Source organism: Vreelandella subglaciescola (genome assembly GCF_900142895.1).
Lineage (GTDB): Bacteria > Pseudomonadota > Gammaproteobacteria > Pseudomonadales > Halomonadaceae > Vreelandella > Vreelandella subglaciescola.
Genome location: NZ_LT670847.1, coordinates 2,973,142 through 2,994,415 on the forward strand (window position 1 = coordinate 2,973,142; position 21,274 = coordinate 2,994,415).

Genomic DNA, 21,274 nt, shown 5'->3' on the forward strand with positions numbered 1-21,274 from the left:
GTGCGCCGGCCATTGGTTATCAAGGCTGACGTGATTCAGGGCGCAATCATGCCGCCCGCGGCGTTCGCCAGCGCGATCATCGGCGCGGGGTAGAGGCCCAGCAGAATCACCAGTACTGCCGCGCCCAGCACCACCAGGCCACCGGCGCGGACGGCCCAGTCGGCGCTGGCGTCGCGGCGCTGCATGCCCGGCTCGGCCAGAAACAGCGTCACGATCACCCGCAGGTAGTAGTAAAGCCCGATGGCGCTGCCGGCAATGATGCCGCCCACCAGCCACCAGCGTTCGGCTTCAACGCCCAGCGCGATCAGATAGAACTTGCCGATAAAGCCCACGGTGGCGGGAATCCCGGCCAGCGAGAGCATGGCCACGGTCATTACCGCGGTGAGGATGGGGCGGCGCCAGAACAGTCCGCGGTAATAATGCAGGCTGCCGGCGTCTTCACCGTCGGTGGCGCTTGAGACCAGAATCACCACGCCAAAGGCGGCAAGCGTGGCCAGCACGTAAGTGATCAGATAAACCCCGCCGGCCTCCGCAGCGAGCCCGTCGGCCACTATCAGCACCAGCAGCATATAGCCGAAGTGAGCAATGGAGGAATACCCCAGCAGGCGCTTGAGGTTGGACTGCGTCAGCGCCAGCAGGTTACCCACCAGCATGCTGGCAAGCGCGAGGACCCACAGCAGCGTGTGCAGCCATTCGCCCTGAAACGCCGGCGCGGTCATCACCAGACGCAGCAGCAGCATGAACACCGCCACCTTGCTGGCGGTGGCCAGAAACGTCGCTGCCGGCCCGGGGCCGCCTTCGTAGACGTCGGGCGTCCACAGGTGGAAGGGCACCACGGAAAGCTTGAACCCCAGCCCCACCAGCATCATTCCGGCACCGGCCAGCCCCCAGGCGCCTGCGCCGTCGCTGAGCGATACCACCAAAGCATTTAGCTCAAGTTCGCCAGTCTGGGCGTAAACCAGCGCCATACCAAAGAGTAAAAAAGCGCTCGCCGCGGCGGAAAGAATCAGATACTTGATGCCGGCTTCCAGCGAGCGGCGTTCGTGAAAGGCGTAGGCGAGCATGCCGTACAGCGGCATCGACAGAAGCTCAAGCCCCAGAAACAGGCTGGCCAGGTGGCGGCTTGCGGCCAGCACCAGCCCGCCCGCCGCCGCACACAGCAGCAGCAGGTAAAACTCTTCGCGAGGGCCTTGAAAGGTCTCGAAATAGGCGTGCGCGAGCACCGCACAGGCCAGCGTGGACGCTAGAATAAGCACCCCGCCAAGCACCGCGAGGCCGTCAAACGCGAGCAGCGGCGTGGTCAGCGGGAGTACATTCCAGGCCATGATCTGCGCGATAAGCGCAAGCGTAAGCCCCAGCACGCTGACGGCCACCGTAACGCGGTGATCGCGCCGCCAGGCGATGCCCAGCATCACGGTAATCGCCGTGGCGGCCACGAGAATCAACGGAAGATAGGCAAGAGCAAGCGTGGGCATCTGCATTAGCGCACCTCCGGCAGCAGCTGGCTTGGGGTATCAAACAGCCGGTGGATTTCTCCCATCGCAGCGCTGGTGGTATCCAGTAGCGGCTGGGGATAAAGGCCGAGCAGCAGGAGCAATACCACGATACTTATCAGCATGCTGAACTCCCGCGTATCCAGGCCTCTCAGGGGCGTGTCGTCTTGGGTCGGGCCGTAGAGCACGCGCTGCATGAGCATTAGCGAATACACCGCGGCAAGCACCAGCCCGACGCTTGCGCCGGCCACCACCCAGGGGGCGACGGCAAAGGTGCCGAACAGCACCATAAACTCACCGACGAAGTTGGCGGTGGTAGGAATGCCCAATGAGGCGGCAATAAAGAATAGCCAGAAGCCCGGCAGGCTGCCCAGCCGCCCCCAGAGGCCGCCCATTTCGCTAATGTTGCGGGTGTGCAGGCGTTCGTAGATCTGGCCGCTGAGAATAAACAGCCCCGAGGCGGAAAACGCGTGGGCCACCATCAGCACAATGACGCCCTGCAGCGCGAGCTCGGTGCCGGCGTAGATGCCGATGAGCACAAAGCCCATGTGGGCAATACTGGTGTAGGCGATAAAACGTTTGACGTCCTGTTGGCCGCAGGCGAGCACCGCGCCGTAGAAAATCCCCAGCAGGCCAAGCCCCATCGCTATCGGGGCAAAGGTTTGCGAGGCCTCGGGAAACAGCGGCAGGGCAAAGCGCATCATGCCGTAGGCGGCGGTTTTGAGCAGAATGCCGGCCAGGTCGACGCTGCCCGCCGTGGGCGCCTGGGCGTGGGCATTGGGCAGCCAGCCGTGCAGCGGGATCACCGGCAGTTTGACCGCAAAGGCGATAAAGAACCCCAGCATCAGCGTGAACGCCATCGTCGGCGACAGCGAGGTTTCCTTGAGCACGGCGTAACTGAACGAGTAGTCGCCGGTGTTGGCGTGGTGGGCAAACACCAGCCCCAGAATCGCCACCAGCATCAATAGCCCGCTGGCCTGGGTATAAATGAAAAACTTGGTGGCCGCGCCGATGCGGGTACTGCCCTGCGAGCCGCTGTGGCCCCACAGCGCAATCAAAAAATACATCGGCACCAGCATCAGTTCCCAGAAGAAGAAGAACAGGAACAGGTCGATGGCGAGAAACACCCCGACCACGCCGCCGAGAATCCACAGCAGGTTGAGATGGAAAAAGCCGATACGACGGACGATTTCGTTCCACGAGCAAAGCACCGCCAGCGCGCCGAGAAAGCCGGTCAGGGCAATCAGCACCAGCGATAAGCCGTCAAGCGCCAGGTGGATGTCGATGCCGAAGCGGGTGATCCAGGGTAGGCGGTATTCCAGCGCCCACTGGGTGTCAGAGCCGTCGAGCGCCGGCAGCTGAAAGTCCAGCTGCCCCCATAGCCACAGCGCGATCAACAGTTCGCAGAGCATGGTGGCAAGCGCGATCAGCCGCGTGGCCTTGTCGCCCAGCCGCTCTGCCTGCCAGCAAAAAAGCCCCCCGGCAAAAGGGATGACGATGAGCCATACCAGTATCATAAGCGTTTTATCCTTTTCAGGTTCCCTGGATGACTAGCGCCAGACTCAGCAGAATCAGCGTGGCGCCGACCACCATGGTGACGGCATAGCCGCGCAGTTTGCCGGTTTGGGTGCGCGAAAGCCCCAGATGCACAAGCCGTACAAGCTTCGCGAGCAGGCGGAAAACGCCCTCCACCACATCGCTTTTCAACAGCGCGACCAGACCGCGATAGGGGCGTACCAGCGTCCAGTCGTAAAGCATGTCGAAGCCCCAGGCGTGGTGCCACAGCTGCCAAAGCCCGGCGCCCATGCCGTGGTCGGCCAAGCGTAGCCAGCCGCGCTTGAGGCCGAACAGCCAGATGGCAAGCGCCATGCCGGAAAGGGCGACGGCGGCGGCTATCAATTCAAGCGCACCGTGGCCGGCGGTCACGCCTTCGCCCGGGCCTGTGGGCAACACGCCGGAGAGCGGCGGGGTGATCCAGGCGCCCAGGAACGTGGAGAGCACCGCCAGGACCACCAGCGGCAGCCCGTGGGCGAGGCCACGACCCGCCTCGGCGTGGCGCGCGTTATCGCTTTTGGCCGAGCCGTGGAAGGTGCCAATAATCAGCCGCAGCGTATACAGCGAAGTCAGCAGCGCACCGATCAATCCGGCGATCAGCAGCCCCTGCTGGTTGGCGGCGAGCGCCTGCCAGAGGATTTCGTCCTTGCTGTAGAAGCCGGCAGAGACCAGCGGCAGCGCCGCGAGTGCCGCACCGCCGACGACAAAGCCCATGTAGGCCAGCGGCAGCTTGCGCCACAGCCCGCCCAAATTACGCATGTCCTGTTCGTGGTGGCAGCTGACAATCACCGCGCCGGCGGAGAGGAACAGCAGCGCTTTGAAAAAGGCGTGGGTCATCAGGTGGAAAATCGCCGTATCAAACGCGCCCACCCCCAGCGCCAGAAACATATAGCCGATCTGGCTCATGGTCGAGTAGGCCAGCACCCGCTTGATGTCGGTTTGCGCGAGCGCGGCAAAGCCCGCCATCAGCAGCGTCAGCGCGCCGATAACGCCGGTGACATAAAGCGCGGTGGGCGCCAGCTCGAAAATGCCGTGCATCCGCGCAATCAGGTATACCCCGGCGGTGACCATGGTCGCGGCGTGAATCAGCGCGGACACCGGCGTGGGGCCGGCCATGGCGTCGGCCAGCCAGGTATGCAGCGGCAGCTGCGCTGATTTACCCAGCGCCCCGCCGAGCAGCAAAAAGGCCGCCAGCTCGACGGTGGTATCACCCGCCTGCCAGGCCTTGGGCGCCAGCGTCAGGATTTCGTTGATATCGAGCGTGCCCAGCCGGCTGAACAGCAAAAACATGCCGATGGCCAGAAATACGTCGCCAATGCGCGTGATGATGAACGCCTTGAACCCGGCCCAGCCGTTGGCGCTGTCGTGGTAGTAGTAGCTGATCAGCAAATAGCTGCACAGGCCGACGCCTTCCCAGCCCAAAAACAGCAGCAGCAGGTTATCGCCCAGCACCAGCAGAATCATGCTGAACACAAACAGGTTCATGTAAGTGTAAAAGCGCGTGATGCCTTCTTCGCCGCGCATGTACCAGGCGGCAAACAGATGGATGAAAAAGCCCACGCCGGTGATTACACTCAGCATCGTGAGCGACAGGCCGTCCAGCGCCAGGCCGATGCTGGGGGCGAACTCGCCCACGGCAATCCACGTCCACAGGGTGATGGACTGCGGTGTGGCATCAGTGGCAAAGCCCAGCGCGAGAAGCACGGTGGCAAGGGCGGCAAGCCCCACGCTGCCCACGCCCACCAAGGCGCTCAGGCGGTAGCTCAGGGTGCCGCGCGAGAACGCCAGAATCAGCGTCCCTGCGAGCGGCAACAAGAACGTCAGCGGCAACAGCAGCGCCGTTGAGAACGTTGTCGAGAGCGTTGCCGAGAGCGTTGTCAAGAAAGTCGTCAAGAGTTCCATCATCCACGCATCCTGCTGGCCACATCGATATTGAGAGTCTTGAAGCGGTGATACAGCTGAATCAGCAGAGCCAGCCCGACGCTTGCTTCAGCGGCCGCCAACGTAATCACCAACAAGAACATGACCTGGCCTTGCGGCTGCTGCCAGCCGGTGCCGGCGACGATAAACGCAAGCCCCGCGGCGTTGAGCATGATCTCAAGGCTCATCAGCACAAAGATCATGTTGCGGCGAAACATCAGCCCGCAAAGGCCCAGGGCAAAGAGGATCGCGGCCAAAATCAGGCCGTGCTCCATGGGAACGCCGTTCATAAGACCTCCTTGCCGTCGGGAGTGGATGGTTTATCGGCGGCGCCGGTGGGCATATCCCGCGCGGCAGGCTTGGGCGCGGCAACGGGCTTGATACGCCCGACGTGGGAGGCCGTAACGAGTGCCGCCAGCAGCAGCAGCGCGCTCAGCTCCACCAGCAAAAGCCAGGGGCCGTAAAGCAGCGTGCCGGCGCCCTTGGCGGTGAGCTCGCCGCCCTCGATCACGCGCTGAATATCGCCGCGCCACAGCAGGCCGATCAGCGTCAGCAATAGCACGGCAGCCAGCAGCGACGGCCCGATCCAGGTGCGCAGCTGCAGCCATTGGCGCTCTTGCTCCGCCGCGGCCTGGCCGAGGTTGAGCATCATCACCACAAACACGAACAACACCATGATGGCGCCGGCGTAAACGATGATTTCCAGCGCGCCGGCAAAGGGCGCGCCGAGGGTGAAAAACACCATGGCCACCGCCAAAAGCGACACCACCAGGTACAGCACCCCGTGTACCGGATTGGGGTTGGCAATCACCCCAAGGGTTGCCAGTACCGCGGCCAGGCCGCTGAGATAGAAGGCCAGCTCCATGATTCCTCCCGTTGCAAAAAAGCGCCCTCAGGGCAGCAGCGTGGTCACTTTAATCGGCTTGGCCTCATTCTGCGCCTGGCCTTTATCTTTACCGCCAATCGACATCCCGGCGACCTTATAGAAATTGTGGTTGTGGTCCTTGCCGGGGCCGTTGATCAACAGGTCTTCTTTCTCGTATACCAGCTCCTTACGCTGGTATTCGGCCATCTCGAAATCCGGCGTAAGCTGGATGGCCGAGGTGGGGCAGGCCTCTTCGCACATGCCGCAAAAGATGCAGCGTGAGAAGTTGATGCGGAAAAACTCCGGGTACCAGCGGCCGTCGTCCTGCTCGCCTTTTTGCAGCGAGATGCAGTCGACCGGGCAGGCGACGGCGCACAGGTTGCAGGCCACGCAGCGCTCTTCACCGTCGGGGTCGCGGGTCAGCACGATGCGCCCGCGGTAGCGCGGCGACAAGTAGACTTCTTCTTCGGGGTAATTCAGCGTTTCGCGCTTGCGAAACGCGTGCATAAAGATAATGCCCAGCGTGCGCAGCTGCGACCCGGTATCTTGCAACAATCTTTTATACATGGCGTTCTCCTCCATTGACGCTTGGCAGCCAGCTGGGCGCCTACGCCGACTAACTAGGTGGTGAGCAGGATCACTGCGCCGGTCACCAGTAGATTAAGCAGCGTAAGCGGCAAGCAGACGATCCAGCCGAAGGTCATCACGCGGTCGTAGCGCGGACGCGGCAGCGCTGCCCGAACCAAAATGAATAGCATCAAAAATACGCTGGTTTTGAGCACAAACCAGACGATGGGCGGCAGCAGCGGGCCGTGCCAGCCGCCGAAAAAAAGCGTCACGATCAGCGACGATACCAGCAGCATGCCCACGTATTCGCCGATGAAGAACATGCCGAATTTCATGCTGGAGTATTCGATATGGTAGCCGTCGGCCAGCTCCTGCTCGGCTTCCGGCTGATCAAACGGGTGGCGGTGGGTGACCGCAAAGCCGGCGATCAGGAAGTTACAAAAACCCAGAAACTGCGGAATAAAAAACCACAGCCCTTCCTGGGCGCTGACGATCTCGCGCATGTTGAACGAGCCGGCCATGGCGACCACGCCCATCAGCGAAAGTCCCATAAACACTTCGTAGGAAATTGTCTGCGCCGAAGAGCGCATCGCGCCGATCAGCGCGTACTTGTTGCCGCTCGACCAGCCGCCGAGCAGCACCGAATACACGTTGATACCGCCCATGGCGAGAAAAAACAGCAGGCCGATATTCCAGTCGGCCACGCCCAGCGTGGGGGTAAACGGAATAATGATAAACGACAGCAGCAATGAGGCCATGGCGATCGCCGGTGCCAGCATGAACAGCGTGCGGTCGGCGAAAGGCGGTATCCAGTCTTCCTTGAAAAAGATCTTGATCATGTCGGCGATCAGCTGCAGCGAGCCAAACGGCCCCACGCGATTGGGCCCGTAGCGGTCTTGCCACAGCCCCAGCAGGCGGCGCTCCACCACGGTCAGAAAAGCGCTGATCAGCACCGCCCCCAGAAGGATCGCCACGGCCTGCAGCATCGCCACCACCGCGTCGATGACCGTGGGCGAGAAGAGTCCCCAGTCCATCATCAGTCGTCCTCCCTGCGTAACTGCACCCAGCGGCCGCTGGCCGCGTCGGGAAACACGCCCGCGGGCAGGGTGACAATGCCGTCGGGCAGGCTTTTATCCACGCGCAGTGAAAGCGTAAAGGGCTCGCCGCCGAGGTCGAACGCAAGCGTGGCGCCGTCTGCGGCCTTGAGCGTTTGCGCGTCGCTCTCGCTCAGACCAAGGTAAGGCGCTTCGGCGCGCTCAGCGATGGCGTCGGCGCGGGCGGAGGTCGCCTCGCCGCCGAACAGGCGTGGCAGCACCCACAGCTGCCAGCGGTCGTCGCGGGGGGCAAAGGCCGCCGGAATCGCATCAGCGGCGGGGTAAGCACCGTCCGCAGGGCGAGGTACGCCGGCGACGCGAGCGCCCGGGTCGCCGCCCTGCAAGTGGCCGCCGACGACGTCGGTAAACTTGTTCCACGCCTGCGGTGAGTTCCAGCCCGGCGCCCAGGCAAAGGGCACGTTTTGGCGCGGACGGTCAAAGCCGCTGTAGCCTTCCATCGAAAACGCCAGTGGCGTATCGGGGTCCTGGGGCACACGCGGCTCGCTGACCGCGATATTGGCGCGCAGCGAGGTGCGCCCGCTGTAGCGGTGCGGCATGCGCGCAAGCTTGATGCCGTCGGGCAGCTCAGCGGTGTCGACGGCGTTGAGCATACCGGCAAGCGCGGGATGCGCTTGGGCGCAGTCGTCCATGGCTTGCGCAAACGTCAGCGCGTCTTTCGGCCTGCGCTCAAGGCTTGCGCGCAGGGTATCAAGCCAGCGCCAGCTGGGGTGAATGCGGCACTCGGGGCGCATATAGCGCGGGTCGTAAACCTGATAGAAGCGCTGGGCGCGGCCTTCCAGGTTCACTAGCGTGCCGTCGGTTTCGGCAAAGCTCGCTGCCGGCAGGCCCAGTTCGGCGCGCTTCCAGGTGCGCGTGCGCTGATGATCGAGCACCACTAAGGCGGTCGCGGCATCGAGCGCGGCGTCGACCCGGGCTTCGGGCATGCGCTCGTATAGATCGTTTTCCAGCACGACGAGGGCATCGGCGTGGCCGTCGGTGACCGCGTCAAGCGCCCAGTCCAGCGGCTGGCCGCCCATCAGCGCAAGGCCGGTGCTGTTGGCTTCGCGGCGAACCAGCAACAAGCCGGCGCGCCTCTCGCGACGTGCGAGCGCGCGGACGATGCTGTGGGTGGCGTCGAGAATGGCCGGCGACTCAAGCGAGCCGCCGCTGATGACCAGCGGGCGTTCGGCGGCGAGCAATGCTTCGGCCACGGCGCTGGCGTGCGCGCGGGTGGCGTCGTCCAGTTCGCTGACGGCCGGCGCCTCGGCGTCGATCTCGTGGGCGATGGCAAAGCCCAGCCGGGCGATGTCGTCGGGTGCCAGGCGCAGGCTTTCAGCGCTGATGCCGTCAAGCTCGGTGGCCGTGGGGTAGGCGATATACAGCGGGTGGTGGCTACCCTGGGCCAGCGTATTAACGGCGTAGGTGTTCCATTCGGGAATGCCGCGCTCTGCGGCCAGCGCGACGCGCCGGCTAAGTACGGCTTGGCGCACGTTAAGCGCGAGCCTGGCCGCGCTGTGCATCAGGTCTTCGCCCAGCACTAGCACGGCGTCGTGGCGCTCCACGTCGCGCGGGGTCGGCGTTGCCAGCGCGCCGGCGGCCTCAATGGCGGCCATGCGCTCAAGGCAGTCCTGCTCGCCGGCGGCAATGCCGCTAGAGAAGTTGTCCTTACCCACCAGCGCCATCAGCTGGTGGTTGCTTTCCAGGCTGGCGCGCGGCGAGCCGATGCCGATAATGCGCCGGGCGCTGCGCAGCAGGTCAGCGCCGCGATCGAGCGCGGGGTCAACGTCGAGGTGCATGACGTCCGAGTCCCGGTCGCTGTGCCCCGCATTTTTCCCCTCGCTTTTCCCCTCGCTTTTCCATTCCGGCTGGCGCGGGCGATCGTCGCGGTTGACGTAGTCGTGGCCGTAGCGGCCGCGGTCGCAGAGAAAATAGCCGTTGAGCTCGCCGTTGTAGCGGTTTTCAATGCGCCGCACGCTGCCGTAGCGCTCGCCGGGGCTGGTATTGCAGCCTACCGAACACTGGTGGCAGACGCTCGGCGCGTACTGCAAATCCCACTTGCGCGTGTAATGCTTGGTGTGGGTTTTATCGGTAAATACGCCGGTTGGGCACACCTCACTGAGGTTGCCGGCAAAGGGGCTTTCCAGCACGCCTTCCTGGTGGCGGCCGAAGTACAGGTTGTTGTTCATGCCGTAGACGCCGAAATCTTCGCCGCCGGCGTAGTCGTTGTAAAAATGCACGCAGCGGTAGCAGTTGATGCAGCGGTTCATCTCGTGGGCAACGAGCGGCCCCAGGTACTGATTGTGGTGGGTGCGCTTGGTAAAGCGGTAGCGCCGGCGGCTATGGCCGGTCATGACCGTCATGTCCTGGAGGTGGCAGTGGCCGCCTTCGGCGCACACCGGGCAGTCATGCGGATGGTAGGTCATAAACCATTCGGTAATGCGGGCACGAAACGCGTGAGCCTCTTCATCGTCGATGGAAATCCAGCTGTTGTCGGAGGCAGGCGTCATGCACGACATCACGATTTTGCCCTGGGTATCGTCCTCATCCTTGTACTGCTTGACCGCGCACTGGCGGCAAGCGCCCACGCTGCCCGTGGCGGGGTGCCAGCAGAAGTAAGGAATATCCAGCCCCAGCGACAGGCAGGCGTGCAGCAGGTTATCGCTGCCGTCTACGTCGTAGGCGCTGCCGTCCACATGAATCGTTGCCATCAGCTCACCTCTTTATTACCTACGGTGTTATTACCTACGACGTTATGACTTGCAGCGATGCCCGCTTCAAAATCGGCGCGAAAATGACGAATCGCCGATTCCAAAGGCATCGCCGCCCCCGGCGCGTGGGCGCAAAACGTCAGCCCCGGCCCGATGTTGGTGGCGTGCTCCTGCAGCAGCTCGATATCGCCGGGCTGGCCTTCGCCGTGCTCGATGGCCTGCAGCAACTTGGCCGCCCAGGGCAGGCCGTCGCGGCAGGGCGTACACCAGCCGCACGACTCGCGGGCAAAAAACTGTTCCAGATTACGCAGCAGCGCAACCAGATTTTGCTGCTGGCTGACCACCGCGATCAGTCCCGTTCCCAGGCGGCTACCGTACTTACCGATGGTGTCAAAATCCATCGCTAGCTCAAGGTGCTCGGGGAGCAAAAAGCCCGTACTGCCGCCGCCGGGCAGCCAGGTTTTCAGCGTATGGCCTTCGCGCATGCCGCCGGCGCGCTGCATAATCTCCCAGCCGCTGGTGCCAATCGGCAATTCCCACAGCCCGGGGCGTTCCACCAGCCCCGAAACGCCGTAAAGCTTGGTGCCGCCGTCGTTGCTGAGCGTGCCGGAAAGCGCCTGATACCAGTCGGCGCCGTGCTGCATGACCGCCGGCGCGTTGCACAGGGTTTCGACGTTGTTGACCACGGTGGGCTTGCCCCAGGCGCCTGCCTGGCCGGGAAACGGCGGCTTGGCGCGGGGGTTGGCGCGCTTGCCTTCCAGCGAGTTGATCAGCGCGGTTTCTTCGCCGCAGATGTAGCGTCCGGCGCCGGTGTGCAGGGCGATATCAAAATCAAAGCCGCTGCCGGCCACATTATCGCCCAGCAGGCCGGCCTCGCGCGCTTCTTCAATGGCCAGCGCTACCGCGCGCGCCGCGTCGACGTATTCGCCGCGCAGAAAAATATAGCCGTATTTCGAGCGGTTGGCGTAGCCGGCGATGATCATGCCTTCGATCAACAGGTGCGGCTGCTGTTCGAGCAGCAGGCGGTCCTTGAAGGTGCCCGGCTCCATTTCATCGGCGTTGCAGACTAAATAGCCGCGCGGCAGGTTGTCGCCCACCTGAGTCAGGCTCCATTTGACCCCGGCCGAGAAACCGCCGCCGCCGCGGCCGCGCACGTTGGCCGTTTTCATGGCGTCGATCACGTCGCCGGGAGTAAGCTCAAGGGCTTTGCGCACGCCTTCATAGCCGTTTTTCTGGCGGTATTCATCGAGCCCGATGCGCACGCCGTCGTCGCGCAGCCGCCACGTCAGCGGGTGGGTTTGCTCAAGGCGCTCGTCGGCGCTTTGGCGCAGCTGGCTGTGATAGCGCAGGCGTGAATTAGCGGGAATAGCCGTCATGAATACGCCTCCAGAAGCTCATCGAGATCATCCGGCGCGATGGGGCCAAAAGTATCGTCGTTAATCATTAGCGCCGGCCCACGGTCGCACGCGCCCAAACAGCAGGTGGGCAGCAGGGTAAAGCGGTCATCGGCGGTGGTTTCGCCAAAGCCGATGCCCAGGTGCTCGCTGAGCGCGTCGCGTAGTTCTTCAAAGCCGGTGAGAAAACACGAACTGCTGTCGCACAGCAGAATAATGTTGCGGCCCACCGGCTGGCGGAAAATCAGGTTGTAGAACGTCGCCACGCCTTCCACGGCGCCCACGCCCACGCCGAGGGTGTCGGCGATGGCGGCAATCGCGCCGTCGGGCACCCAGCCGTGGCGCTTTTGCACGATTTTCAGCGCTTCGATACAGGCGGCCTGGGGCTGCTCGTAGTGCGCGCGTTCGGCAAGCATGGCGCGGTGGTCGTCTGCGTGCAGCGTAAAGCCGTCGCCGTCGGTGGCGATGGACGTAGCGGGGGCGCTGTACTGGATAGCGTCGTAAGAGCGAGTGTCAGACATAGTGCGTGTATCCCATGCCGTATTAACGGTCGACGTCGGCCATAACAAAATCAATACTGCCCAGATGCGCGATCAAATCGGGCACAAAGCCACCGCGCATGAGCGCCGGTATCTGCTGCAAATGCGGAAAGCTCGGCGTGCGAATACGCGTACGGTAGCTCATGGCGCTGTGGTCGCTGGTCAGGTAGTAGCTATTGATGCCCTTGGTGGCTTCCACCATCTGCAGCGATTCGTTGGCGGGCAGTACCGGCCCCCACGACACCTGCAAAAAGTGGGTAATAAGCGTTTCGATATGCTGCAGCATCTTGTCCCGGGGCGGCGGGGTGGTCAGCGGGTGGTCGGCCTTGTAGTCGCCCTCGGGCATGCGGTCGATGCACTGCTGAATGATGCGCAGGCTCTGGCGCATTTCTTCGATCCGTAGCTGGCCACGGTCAAAGGCGTCGCCGTGGGTGCCCAGCGGCACGTCAAACTCGAAGTTTTCATAGCCCGAGTAGGGACGCTTTTTGCGCAGATCAAAATCGCAGCCGGTGGCGCGCAGGTTGGGGCCGGTGACGCCCCAGGCCAGAGCATTGGCGGTATCAAACGCGGCCACGTGGCGGGTCCGATCGCGCACCAGCGAGTTTTCCATCATGGTGCGTTCGTATTCCCGCAGGCGAGCCGGCATCCAGTCGACAAATTCCTGCATCAGCCGGTCCCAGCCCTCGGGCAGATCCTGCATCAGCCCGCCGATGCGAAACCACGCCGGGTGCATGCGAAAGCCGGTAATGCCTTCGATGACGGTGTAGGCCTTTTGCCGGTCGGTAAAGGTGAAAAATACCGGCGACATGGCGCCCAAATCCTGCAGGTAGGTGCCCAGAAACAATAGGTGGCTGGTGATGCGGAAAAGCTCCGACATCATCACCCGTACCGTGGCGATGCGCTCGTTCACCTGAATGCCGGCGAGCTTTTCCACCGCCAAGACGTAGGGCAGGTTGTTCATCACGCCACCAACGTAGTCGATACGGTCGGTGTAGGGGATGAAGCTATGCCACGACTGGCGCTCGGCCATTTTTTCCGCGCCGCGGTGGTGATAGCCGATATCGGGTACGCAGTCGAGAACCTCTTCGCCGTCCAGCTGTAACACCAGACGAAACGCGCCGTGGGCGGAAGGGTGGTTGGGGCCCAGATTGAGAAACATGAAGTCGGTGTCGTCATTCTGGCGCTTCATACCCCAGTCTTCGGGCACGAACTGGAGCGCCTGCTGCTCTTTATCCTGGCCTTCAACGGTCAGCGTGTAGGGGTCGAACTCGGTGGCGCGGGCGTGGTGATCCTTGCGCAGCGGGTGGCCGTTCCAGGTGGGCGGCATCAAAATACGCCGCAGGTTGGGATGACCGGCAAAACGGATGCCGAACATGTCCCAGACTTCGCGCTCGTACCAGTCGGCGTTGGGGTACACGGGAATCGCCGTGGGCAGCGTCAGGTCGTGCTCGCTGAGCGCCACCTTGAGCATGAAATCGCGGTTGCCGGACACGGAGAGCAGCTGGTAGACCACGGTGAAGTCCGCCGCGGGGAGCCCGTCGCGATGGCTACGCATCCGCTCATCAATGGCGGTCAGGTCGTAGAGCATCTCGAAGGGCTCGGGCAGGCGACGCAGCGCCTCGAGGATATCGACAAGCGCTTCGCGGCTGACCCACAGCACCGGCATGCCGGTAAGCGTGGGCTGCTCATAGCGGATCTGATCGCCAAAACGGGCAGTCAGCGACTCGACAATGGCGGCGGATTGATCGGTGCTCATGGTGATAGAAGCTCTCCCTTTGCTGGATACTGCTCCGTTGGTGCGGCACTAAACGCTGTCGGGGGTGCGCAGCTCCGTGGCCTGGATTCGTCGGTCGCGGTGTTTTTCTCGCTGCGAGGGCATGTCTGCGCGATAAACGCCCTGGTCGCCCACCACCCACGAAAGCGGGCGGCGCTCTTCCTGAATTGAGTCCTGTAGCAGCTGAAGCCCCTGTAAAAAGGCTTCGGGGCGCGGCGGGCAGCCGGGCACGTAGACGTCCACCGGCAAGAATTTATCCACACCCTGTACTACCGAATAGATGTCATACATGCCGCCGGAGTTGGCGCAGGAGCCCATGGAAATCACCCATTTGGGCTCAAGCATCTGGTCGTAAAGCTGCTGGATGACCGGCGCCATTTTCACAAAGCAGGTGCCGGCGATTACCATGAAATCGGCCTGACGCGGGGAGGCGCGGATGACCTCGGCGCCGAAGCGGGCAACGTCATGAGGGGCGGTAAACGCCGTGGTCATTTCCACATAGCAGCAGGACAGCCCGAAGTTATACGGCCACAGGGAGTTTTTGCGCCCCCAGTTCACCGTCGAGTTGAGCACGTCTTCAAGCTTGCCGGTAAACACGCTGCGGTGTACCTGCTGCTTCATCGGATCTTCGACGCGCTGGCGCTCGCCCAGCGGGTAGCTGGCGTTTTGCTGTGCTACCGCATCGTTTGCCCGCGTCAGGGTATAAGCCATATCGTGCCTCCCGTCTGAAACATCAAAGGGTGCATCGGGCACGGCGCCGGGGGCTGATTATACCCAAGGGCCGTGCACGTTGTTTAGCCGCGCCGTACGCTGCCGCGGTGCATCTTCTCGCTACCGGTAGGCGCCCAGTTAAGCGCGCCAGAGCGCCAGTCGTAGACCAGCCCGGCGAGCAAAATGCCGATAAAGACGGCGGCGCCCCAAAAGCCGGCCCAGCCCACTTCGCGTACCGAAATGGCCCAGGCAAACAGAAACACGGCTTCAATATCGAAAATCACGAAGAGCATCGCGACAAGGTAAAACTGGATGGAGAAGCGCTGGCGTGCGCTGCCGGCGCCGATAATGCCGCCTTCGAAGGGTAGCGGCTTGCTGCGCCCCTGGCTGCGGCCGCCGAGCAGGGCAGAGGCGCCGAGCATGAAAGCACAGAGCAAAACCACCGCCAGAATAAAAAGTCCGGTGGCCCAATATTCGGCGATCAACGCGTTGGCGCTGTCTAGCATAGGCGTTGGCATAGGCGCTTCCCTTACGGTTCCCGAGTTCAGGATGTACAGGCATGCATTATTGTTCTTGGTCACGCTCTGTTGCTGTGGCCCGTCGTGATTTTCCCGCGTGGCTATCACGGTAGGGCGACTGCGCTGTATGAATCCGTTGTATGAGTCAGCTAATCATTAACTTAGCAGGTACTTCAAGACTTACTTAAAAAACTACCCGCCGCTGCGTCATTTCTCAGGCTATCCGCAACGCCTGCGTCGTGCACGTTGCAGGCCGCTTGCGTTACACTCGGGAAAACTGCCCAACCGGCATCCAGGCGGGGTAATATGTTGGGTAACAACATCCGCGCAGCCAAACGCACACCAAACAAACAGCAGGTTTTTCAGATGGCTAAAGCGGCAAGAGTCGTGATGATCGATAATTACGACAGCTTCACTTACAACATCGTCCAGTATCTGGGCGAGCTCGGCGCCGAGGTGCTGACCTACCGCAACGACGAGATCAGCCTTGCCGAGATCGAAGCGCTGTCGCCGAGCCATCTGGTGGTTTCTCCCGGCCCTTGCACGCCCAACGAGGCGGGACTTTCGCTGGACACCATTCGCCATTTTGCCGGCAAGCGGCCGATTCTTGGCGTGTGCCTGGGGCATCAGGCGATTGGCCAGGTATACGGCGGCCGCGTGGTGCGCGCCCCGGAAGTCATGCACGGCAAAACCTCGGCGATTGAGCACCTGGGTCAAGGCGTATTTGCCGGCTTGGATAACCCGCTGGAAGTGACCCGCTATCACTCGCTGGTGGTGGACAAAGACAGCTTGCCCGAGTGCCTTGAAATCACCGCTTGGACACCCGATGACGACGTCACGCCGGGGCTGGTCATGGGGCTGCGTCACCGCGAACTCGACATTGAAGGCGTGCAGTTTCACCCGGAATCGATTCTCACGCACCAGGGCCACGAACTGCTGGCCAACTTCTTGAAACGCGCTTGAAACGGCGCATTACCAGCACGAGGCCCACGTTTTCATGCAGATGCGAGACGCGATTAATGCGGTGATGCGCCGCGACGACCTGTCCTTTGACCAGATGCACGCGCTGATGCGCCAGATCATGACCGGGGATGCCAGCGACGCTCAGGTCGGCGCGCTGTTGATGGGCCTTGCCATGAAGGGCGAAACTGCCACCGAGATCGGCGCGGCGGCGCAGGTCATGCGCGAGTTGATGAAACGCGTCACGCCCAACGTCGAGGGCAGCGTGGTGGATATCGTCGGCACCGGCGGCGACGGCGCCAACCTGTTCAACGTCTCGACCGCCTCAAGCTTTGTGGCTTCGGCCGCCGGGGCGCACGTAGCCAAACACGGCGGGCGCAGCGTGTCGTCGTCGTCGGGCAGCGCTGACCTGTTCGACGTGGCGGGGATTTTTCTGGATTTGTCCGCGGATCAGGTGGCGCGCTGCATCGAAGAGGTCGGGGTGGGCTTCATGTTCGCGCCCAACCACCACCCGGCGATGCGCCATGCCGTTGGCCCGCGCCGCGAAATGGGCGTGCGCACGCTGTTCAATATTCTCGGGCCGCTGACCAACCCCGCCGGCGCGCCCAACCAGCTGCTGGGGGTTTATGCCCCCGAGCTGGTGCCGCTGTTGGCCGAGGTGCTGCACAAGCTGGGCAGCCAGCACGTGATGGTGGTGCACTCGGAAGACGGGCTGGACGAGATTTCGCTGGCGGCGCCCACGCTGGTGGCCGAGCTCAAAGACGGCAAGATTACCCAGTACCGCATTACGCCGGAAGAGCTGGGCATTGAGCGCCAAAGCCTGAATGCCCTCAAGGCCGATAGCGTTAACGACAGCCTGCGACTGGTGACGGCGGCGCTAAGCGGCGAAGGCGCCCCGGCGGATATTGTCTCGCTCAACGCCGGCGCCGCGCTGTACTGCGCCGGCGTGGCAGACTCGTTGAAAGAAGGCGTGCGGCTGGCGCGCAATGCCCAGCAGAACAAGCTGCCGCTGGAAAAAATGCACGAGCTATCCCGCTTCACCGGTCAGTTCAAACCCTAACGTAACCCAGTGAGATGATGCTATGAGCGAGCAGGCAACGCCGACGATTTTAACCCGTATTCTGGCGCGCAAGGATCAGGAAGTCGCCGAACGTAGCCAGGCGGTCTCGCAGGCCGACTTGCTGGCGCTGGCTGAAAAGCAGAGCGCACCGCGAGGCTTTGTCAGCGCCCTGAACGCGCGCATGGCGGCAGGGGATGCCGCCGTAATTGCCGAGATCAAAAAGGCCTCACCGTCCAAAGGCGTTATTCGCGAGGTGTTTGAACCGGCCGAGATTGCGAAAAGCTACGCCGACGGCGGCGCAGCCTGCCTGTCGGTGTTGACCGACGCCGACTTCTTTCAGGGCCACGAAGACTATTTGATCGCCGCCCGGGATGCCTGCACGCTGCCGGTCATCCGCAAAGACTTCATCACTCACGGCTATCAGGTTATTGAGGCCCGCGCCATTGGCGCCGACTGTATCCTGCTGATTGTCGCCGCCCTCGACGACGCCCAGCTGGCCGAGCTGAATCGTCAGGCCCATGAATTGGGCATGGACGTGCTGGTCGAAGTCCACAATGCCGAGGAGCTGGAGCGCGCCCTCAAGCTGAACCTTGAGCTGGTCGGCATCAACAACCGCAACCTGCACACCTTCGATACCTCGCTGGATACCACCCTCGACCTGCTCAGCCGGGTTCCGCCGGGCGTCACGGTGATTACCGAGTCGGGCATTCACACCCGCGACGACGTAGAACGCATGCGCGAACGTGGCGTCAACGGCTTTCTCGTCGGCGAAGCCTTCATGCGCGAAGACAATCCGGGAGAGGCGCTGAAGGAATTGTTTTTTTAAGGGCGTGCGGGTAGCTGAAATACCTGAATCCCGAGCAAAAAAAGGCCCGAACCGTCATCCGGTTCGGGCCTTGGCGCTAGCGCGCGGCGTTACCCGAGCGCGTTAGTCGAGCAGCGGCAGCAGTGAGTCCACGCTACTCTTGGCATCGCCGTAGAACATCCGCGTGTTGTCCTTGAAGAACAGCGGATTCTCGATGCCTGAATAGCCGGTGCCCTGGCCACGCTTGCTGACGAATACCTGCTTGGCTTCCCACACCTTGAGTACCGGCATGCCGGCGATGGGGCTGTTGGGGTCTTCTTCAGCCGCCGGGTTGACGATATCGTTGGAGCCGATAACGATCACCACATCGGTCGAGGCGAAGTCGGCGTTGATCTCGTCCATCTCCAGCACGATGTCATAGGGCACCTTGGCCTCGGCCAGCAGCACGTTCATGTGGCCGGGCAGGCGTCCTGCTACCGGGTGGATGCCGAAGCGCACTTCTTTATCGGCGTCGCGCAGCTTGCGCACCAGCTCGCTGACCGAATTCTGCGCCTGAGCGACCGCCATGCCGTAGCCCGGCACGATGATCACGCTTTCAGCGTCGTTGAGCGCACTGGCTACGCCGCCGGCATCGATGGCCACCTGCTCGCCCTCGATCTCGGCGGCCGGCCCTTGGCTGCCACCAAAGCCGCCCAGAATCACGTGGATGAAGTTGCGGTTCATCGCCTTGCACATGATGTAGGACAGGATGGCGCCCGAGGAGCCGACCAGCGCGCCGGTGACGATCAGCAGGTCGTTGGACAGCGTGAAGCCAATGGCCGCCGCCGCCCAGCCGGAGTAGCTGTTGAGCATCGACACCACCACCGGCATATCGGCACCGCCGATCCCCATGATCAAGTGGTAGCCAATAAACAGCGCCAATAGCGCGAGCAGCAGCACGGTCCAGATGCCGGCCCCGTTCACGTAGAGAATGGCCAGCAGCAGCGCCAGAATGGCCGCCCCCGCGTTGAGCAGATGCCCACCCGGCAGCTGCCTGGGTTTGCCGTCGATTTTGCCGGCGAGCTTGCCGAAGGCGATTACCGAACCGGTGAAGGTCACCGCGCCGATAAACACGCCCAGCACGACCTCAACCTGCAGAAAGGTCAGCTCGGCCGGGGTTTTGGTTGCGACCAGCGCGGCGAAGGCCGAAAAGCGCTCGCCGGTGTCGCCGATCAGCTGGACGGCCATCACTCGCCGGCGCTCCAGGTCGGCATTGAGGCCGACGAATACCGCCGCCAGGCCGACGAAGCTATGCAGCGCCGCGACCAGCTGCGGCATTTCGGTCATCTTGACCTTTTTAGCCACAGACACGCCGATTACCGCGCCGATGAGGACCATCGGAAGCATCCAGCCGTAGCCGCCGATGCCCGACGCAAACGCGGTGAAACCTACCGCGATCGCCATGCCGACGATGCCATACCACACCGCCCGCTTGGCCTTTTCCTGATTGCTCAGCCCGCCCAGGGACAGGATGAACAACACGCTTGCCGCGATTGATGCGGCAGATACGAATCCTTGACTCAACATTTCGTCTCTCCGCCGCTCAGGATTTCTGGAACATGGCGAGCATCCGGTGCGTTACCAGAAAGCCCCCCACGATATTGATGGTCGCGATCAGCACCGAGATGCTCGCCAGTAGCGCTACCAGCCCGCTGCCCGAGCCAATTTGCAGTATCGCCCCCAGCACGACGATGCCGCTAATGGCATTGGTCACCGCCATCAGCGGCGTGTGCAGCGCGTGGCTGACGTTCCAGATCACCTGAAAGCCGATAAAGCAGGCCAGCACAAAGACAATGAAGTGCTGCATGAAAGACGCCGGCGCAATTTGCCCCAGCAGCAGCATCAACAGGCCGCCCACGGCCAGCAGGGTCAGCTGACGCTTGCTCTGAGCCTTGAAGGCGGCAAGCTCGGCGGCTTTCTTCTCTTCGCGGGTCGGCGCCTTTTCCTTGGGTTTGGGCTTGGCCGCAGCGATGGCCTTCACCTTGGGCGGCGGCGGGGGGAAGGTAATTTCGCCCTGATGGGTCACCGTGGCACCGCGGATCACATCGTCTTCCATGTCGTGCACGATCTGACCGTCTTTCTCGGGGGTCAGGTCGGTGAGCATGTGACGCACGTTGTTGGCGTAGAGCAGCGAGGCCTGGGTGGCCATGCGCGAGGGGAAATCGGTGAAGCCGGTGACGATCACGCCGTTATCGCTGACGATACGCTGATCGGGCACGGTAAGGTCGCAGTTGCCGCCACGTTCGGCGGCGAGGTCAATCACCACCGAGCCCGGCTTCATGACCGCGACCATATCCTCAAGCCACAGCTTGGGCGCCGGGCGTCCGGGGATCAGCGCTGTGGTAATTACTATATCAATCTCGGGGGCCTGCTCGCGGAACAGCGCCAGCTGCTTTTCGCGAAACTCGGGGCTTGAAGGCTCGGCATAGCCACCGCTCTCCGAGCCGTCCTTGCCGTCGTCGAAATCGAGGAACAGGAACTCGGCGCCCATGGATTCGATCTGTTCGGCGACTTCGGGGCGCACGTCGAAGGCGCGCACTACCGCGCCCAGGCTGGTGGCGGTACCAATCGCTGCCAGCCCCGCGACGCCGGCGCCGACCACCAGCACCTTGGCCGGTGGCACCTTGCCCGCGGCGGTTACCTGGCCAGTAAAGAAGCGGCCAAACTGGTTGCCCGCCTCAATGACCGCGCGGTAGCCGACAATATTGGCGGTGGACGACAGGGCATCCATCTTCTGCGCGCGCGAAATACGCGGCACCATATCCATGGCGACCACGGTGGCGCCGGCGGCCTTGCAGCGTTCCAGCAGCGCTTCATTCTGGGCCGGCCAGAAAAACGCGATCAGCGTCTGGTCCTGGCGCAGGTAGCCCGCCTCGGTGTCGTCGGGCTCGCGAACCTTGATGACGGTATCAACCGCTTGCCACAGCGCCTCGGCGCCGTCGATAACGGTCACGCCAGCTTCGCGATACGCCTCATCGGAAAAGCCCGCCGCGCCGCCGGCGCCGGCTTGTACAAAGCACTCGTGGCCAAGCTTGTGTATCTGGAGCGCGCTATCCGGCGTTAACGCAACGCGTGCTTCGCCGGCCGCACTTTCTTTGGGTGCACCAATTTTCACCTTGGACGTCCCCCCTGTCATTATAGATTGTCAGTATGGATCGTCAGTTAGATCGTTATCGATGAACGTAACTGACTAAACGCAACTGGCTAGGAGTACCTTACCGGGAGGTCGTGCACAATCCACCAAAGAGCGTAGAGCCGTGCATGCCTTATCCA

Annotated in this window: 18 protein-coding genes; 3 read left to right on the forward strand and 15 right to left on the reverse strand. The window is 62.7% G+C overall.

Going from position 1 to position 21,274, the window contains the following annotated elements; all coding sequences use genetic code 11:
- Nucleotides 1–35 precede the first annotated feature (35 nt).
- The 13 genes from nuoN to ndhC form a co-directional block, all read right to left on the reverse strand.
- On the reverse strand, nt 36–1,481 hold the full coding sequence (nuoN, locus tag B5495_RS13865) for an NADH-quinone oxidoreductase subunit NuoN (protein ID WP_079554641.1): 1,446 nt from the start codon (nt 1,479–1,481) through the stop codon (nt 36–38).
- The gene (gene nuoM / locus B5495_RS13870) at nt 1,481–3,010 is read right to left on the reverse strand and encodes an NADH-quinone oxidoreductase subunit M (protein ID WP_079554643.1); all 1,530 of its coding nucleotides are present in this window, start codon (nt 3,008–3,010) and stop codon (nt 1,481–1,483) included. Before nuoM ends, nuoN begins: the two co-directional genes overlap by 1 nt.
- A gap of 16 nt (nt 3,011–3,026) precedes the next feature.
- Nucleotides 3,027–4,952, reverse strand: a complete 1,926-nt coding sequence (nuoL, locus tag B5495_RS13875; protein WP_079554645.1) for an NADH-quinone oxidoreductase subunit L — start codon at nt 4,950–4,952, stop codon at nt 3,027–3,029.
- Nucleotides 4,949–5,257: an NADH-quinone oxidoreductase subunit NuoK gene (nuoK, locus tag B5495_RS13880; protein WP_079554647.1), complete on the reverse strand. Its 309-nt coding sequence runs from the start codon at nt 5,255–5,257 to the stop codon at nt 4,949–4,951. Before nuoK ends, nuoL begins: the two co-directional genes overlap by 4 nt.
- Complete coding sequence (gene nuoJ / locus B5495_RS13885) at nt 5,254–5,832, reverse strand: NADH-quinone oxidoreductase subunit J (RefSeq protein ID WP_079554649.1); 579 nt, start codon at nt 5,830–5,832, stop codon at nt 5,254–5,256. Before nuoJ ends, nuoK begins: the two co-directional genes overlap by 4 nt.
- 27 nt (nt 5,833–5,859) lie before the next feature.
- A complete protein-coding gene (gene nuoI / locus B5495_RS13890) occupies nt 5,860–6,399 on the reverse strand; it encodes an NADH-quinone oxidoreductase subunit NuoI (protein WP_079554651.1) in 540 nt (179 codons plus the stop codon).
- Nucleotides 6,400–6,452: 53 nt separating this feature from the next.
- Nucleotides 6,453–7,433 carry an NADH-quinone oxidoreductase subunit NuoH gene (gene nuoH, locus B5495_RS13895; protein WP_079555112.1) on the reverse strand — a complete coding sequence of 327 codons (981 nt, stop codon included), beginning with the start codon at nt 7,431–7,433 and terminating at the stop codon, nt 6,453–6,455.
- A gap of 2 nt (nt 7,434–7,435) precedes the next feature.
- On the reverse strand, nt 7,436–10,201 hold the full coding sequence (gene nuoG, locus B5495_RS13900; protein WP_079554653.1) for an NADH-quinone oxidoreductase subunit NuoG: 2,766 nt from the start codon (nt 10,199–10,201) through the stop codon (nt 7,436–7,438).
- Nucleotides 10,201–11,577 (reverse strand): NADH-quinone oxidoreductase subunit NuoF, encoded by a 1,377-nt coding sequence (gene nuoF / locus B5495_RS13905; RefSeq protein WP_079554655.1) that lies wholly within the window; start codon nt 11,575–11,577, stop codon nt 10,201–10,203. The genes nuoG and nuoF overlap by 1 nt, the downstream gene beginning before the upstream one ends.
- Complete coding sequence (nuoE, locus tag B5495_RS13910; RefSeq protein ID WP_079554657.1) at nt 11,574–12,116, reverse strand: NADH-quinone oxidoreductase subunit NuoE; 543 nt, start codon at nt 12,114–12,116, stop codon at nt 11,574–11,576. Before nuoE ends, nuoF begins: the two co-directional genes overlap by 4 nt.
- Nucleotides 12,117–12,138: 22 nt before the next feature.
- Entirely contained in the window at nt 12,139–13,890 is a 1,752-nt protein-coding gene (gene nuoC, locus B5495_RS13915; protein ID WP_079554659.1) for an NADH-quinone oxidoreductase subunit C/D, read from the reverse strand.
- A gap of 48 nt (nt 13,891–13,938) precedes the next feature.
- Nucleotides 13,939–14,619 (reverse strand): NuoB/complex I 20 kDa subunit family protein, encoded by a 681-nt coding sequence (locus tag B5495_RS13920; protein ID WP_079554661.1) that lies wholly within the window; start codon nt 14,617–14,619, stop codon nt 13,939–13,941.
- Nucleotides 14,620–14,702: 83 nt separating this feature from the next.
- Nucleotides 14,703–15,137 carry an NADH-quinone oxidoreductase subunit A gene (gene ndhC / locus B5495_RS13925; protein ID WP_479714999.1) on the reverse strand — a complete coding sequence of 145 codons (435 nt, stop codon included), beginning with the start codon at nt 15,135–15,137 and terminating at the stop codon, nt 14,703–14,705.
- Nucleotides 15,138–15,503: 366 nt separating this feature from the next.
- Here ndhC and B5495_RS13930 point away from each other — a divergent pair, with 366 nt between their 5' ends.
- The 3 genes from B5495_RS13930 to trpC are packed head-to-tail and all read left to right on the forward strand — an operon-like array spanning nt 15,504 to nt 17,983.
- Nucleotides 15,504–16,100, forward strand: coding sequence for an aminodeoxychorismate/anthranilate synthase component II (locus B5495_RS13930; RefSeq protein WP_079555116.1), 597 nt, complete (start codon nt 15,504–15,506; stop codon nt 16,098–16,100).
- Between the two features lie 34 nt (nt 16,101–16,134).
- Nucleotides 16,135–17,157 carry an anthranilate phosphoribosyltransferase gene (trpD, locus tag B5495_RS13935; RefSeq protein WP_079554662.1) on the forward strand — a complete coding sequence of 341 codons (1,023 nt, stop codon included), beginning with the start codon at nt 16,135–16,137 and terminating at the stop codon, nt 17,155–17,157.
- 22 nt (nt 17,158–17,179) lie between these two features.
- The gene (gene trpC, locus B5495_RS13940; protein WP_079554664.1) at nt 17,180–17,983 is read left to right on the forward strand and encodes an indole-3-glycerol phosphate synthase TrpC; all 804 of its coding nucleotides are present in this window, start codon (nt 17,180–17,182) and stop codon (nt 17,981–17,983) included.
- A gap of 102 nt (nt 17,984–18,085) precedes the next feature.
- Here the strand turns inward: trpC and B5495_RS13945 are convergent, their stop codons facing one another.
- Both B5495_RS13945 and B5495_RS13950 read right to left on the reverse strand, forming a co-directional pair.
- Nucleotides 18,086–19,528 (reverse strand): NAD(P)(+) transhydrogenase (Re/Si-specific) subunit beta, encoded by a 1,443-nt coding sequence (locus B5495_RS13945; RefSeq protein WP_079554666.1) that lies wholly within the window; start codon nt 19,526–19,528, stop codon nt 18,086–18,088.
- A 16-nt stretch (nt 19,529–19,544) separates the two neighbouring features.
- Entirely contained in the window at nt 19,545–21,116 is a 1,572-nt protein-coding gene (locus B5495_RS13950) for a Re/Si-specific NAD(P)(+) transhydrogenase subunit alpha (protein ID WP_079554668.1), read from the reverse strand.
- Between the last annotated feature and the right edge of the window lie 158 nt (nt 21,117–21,274).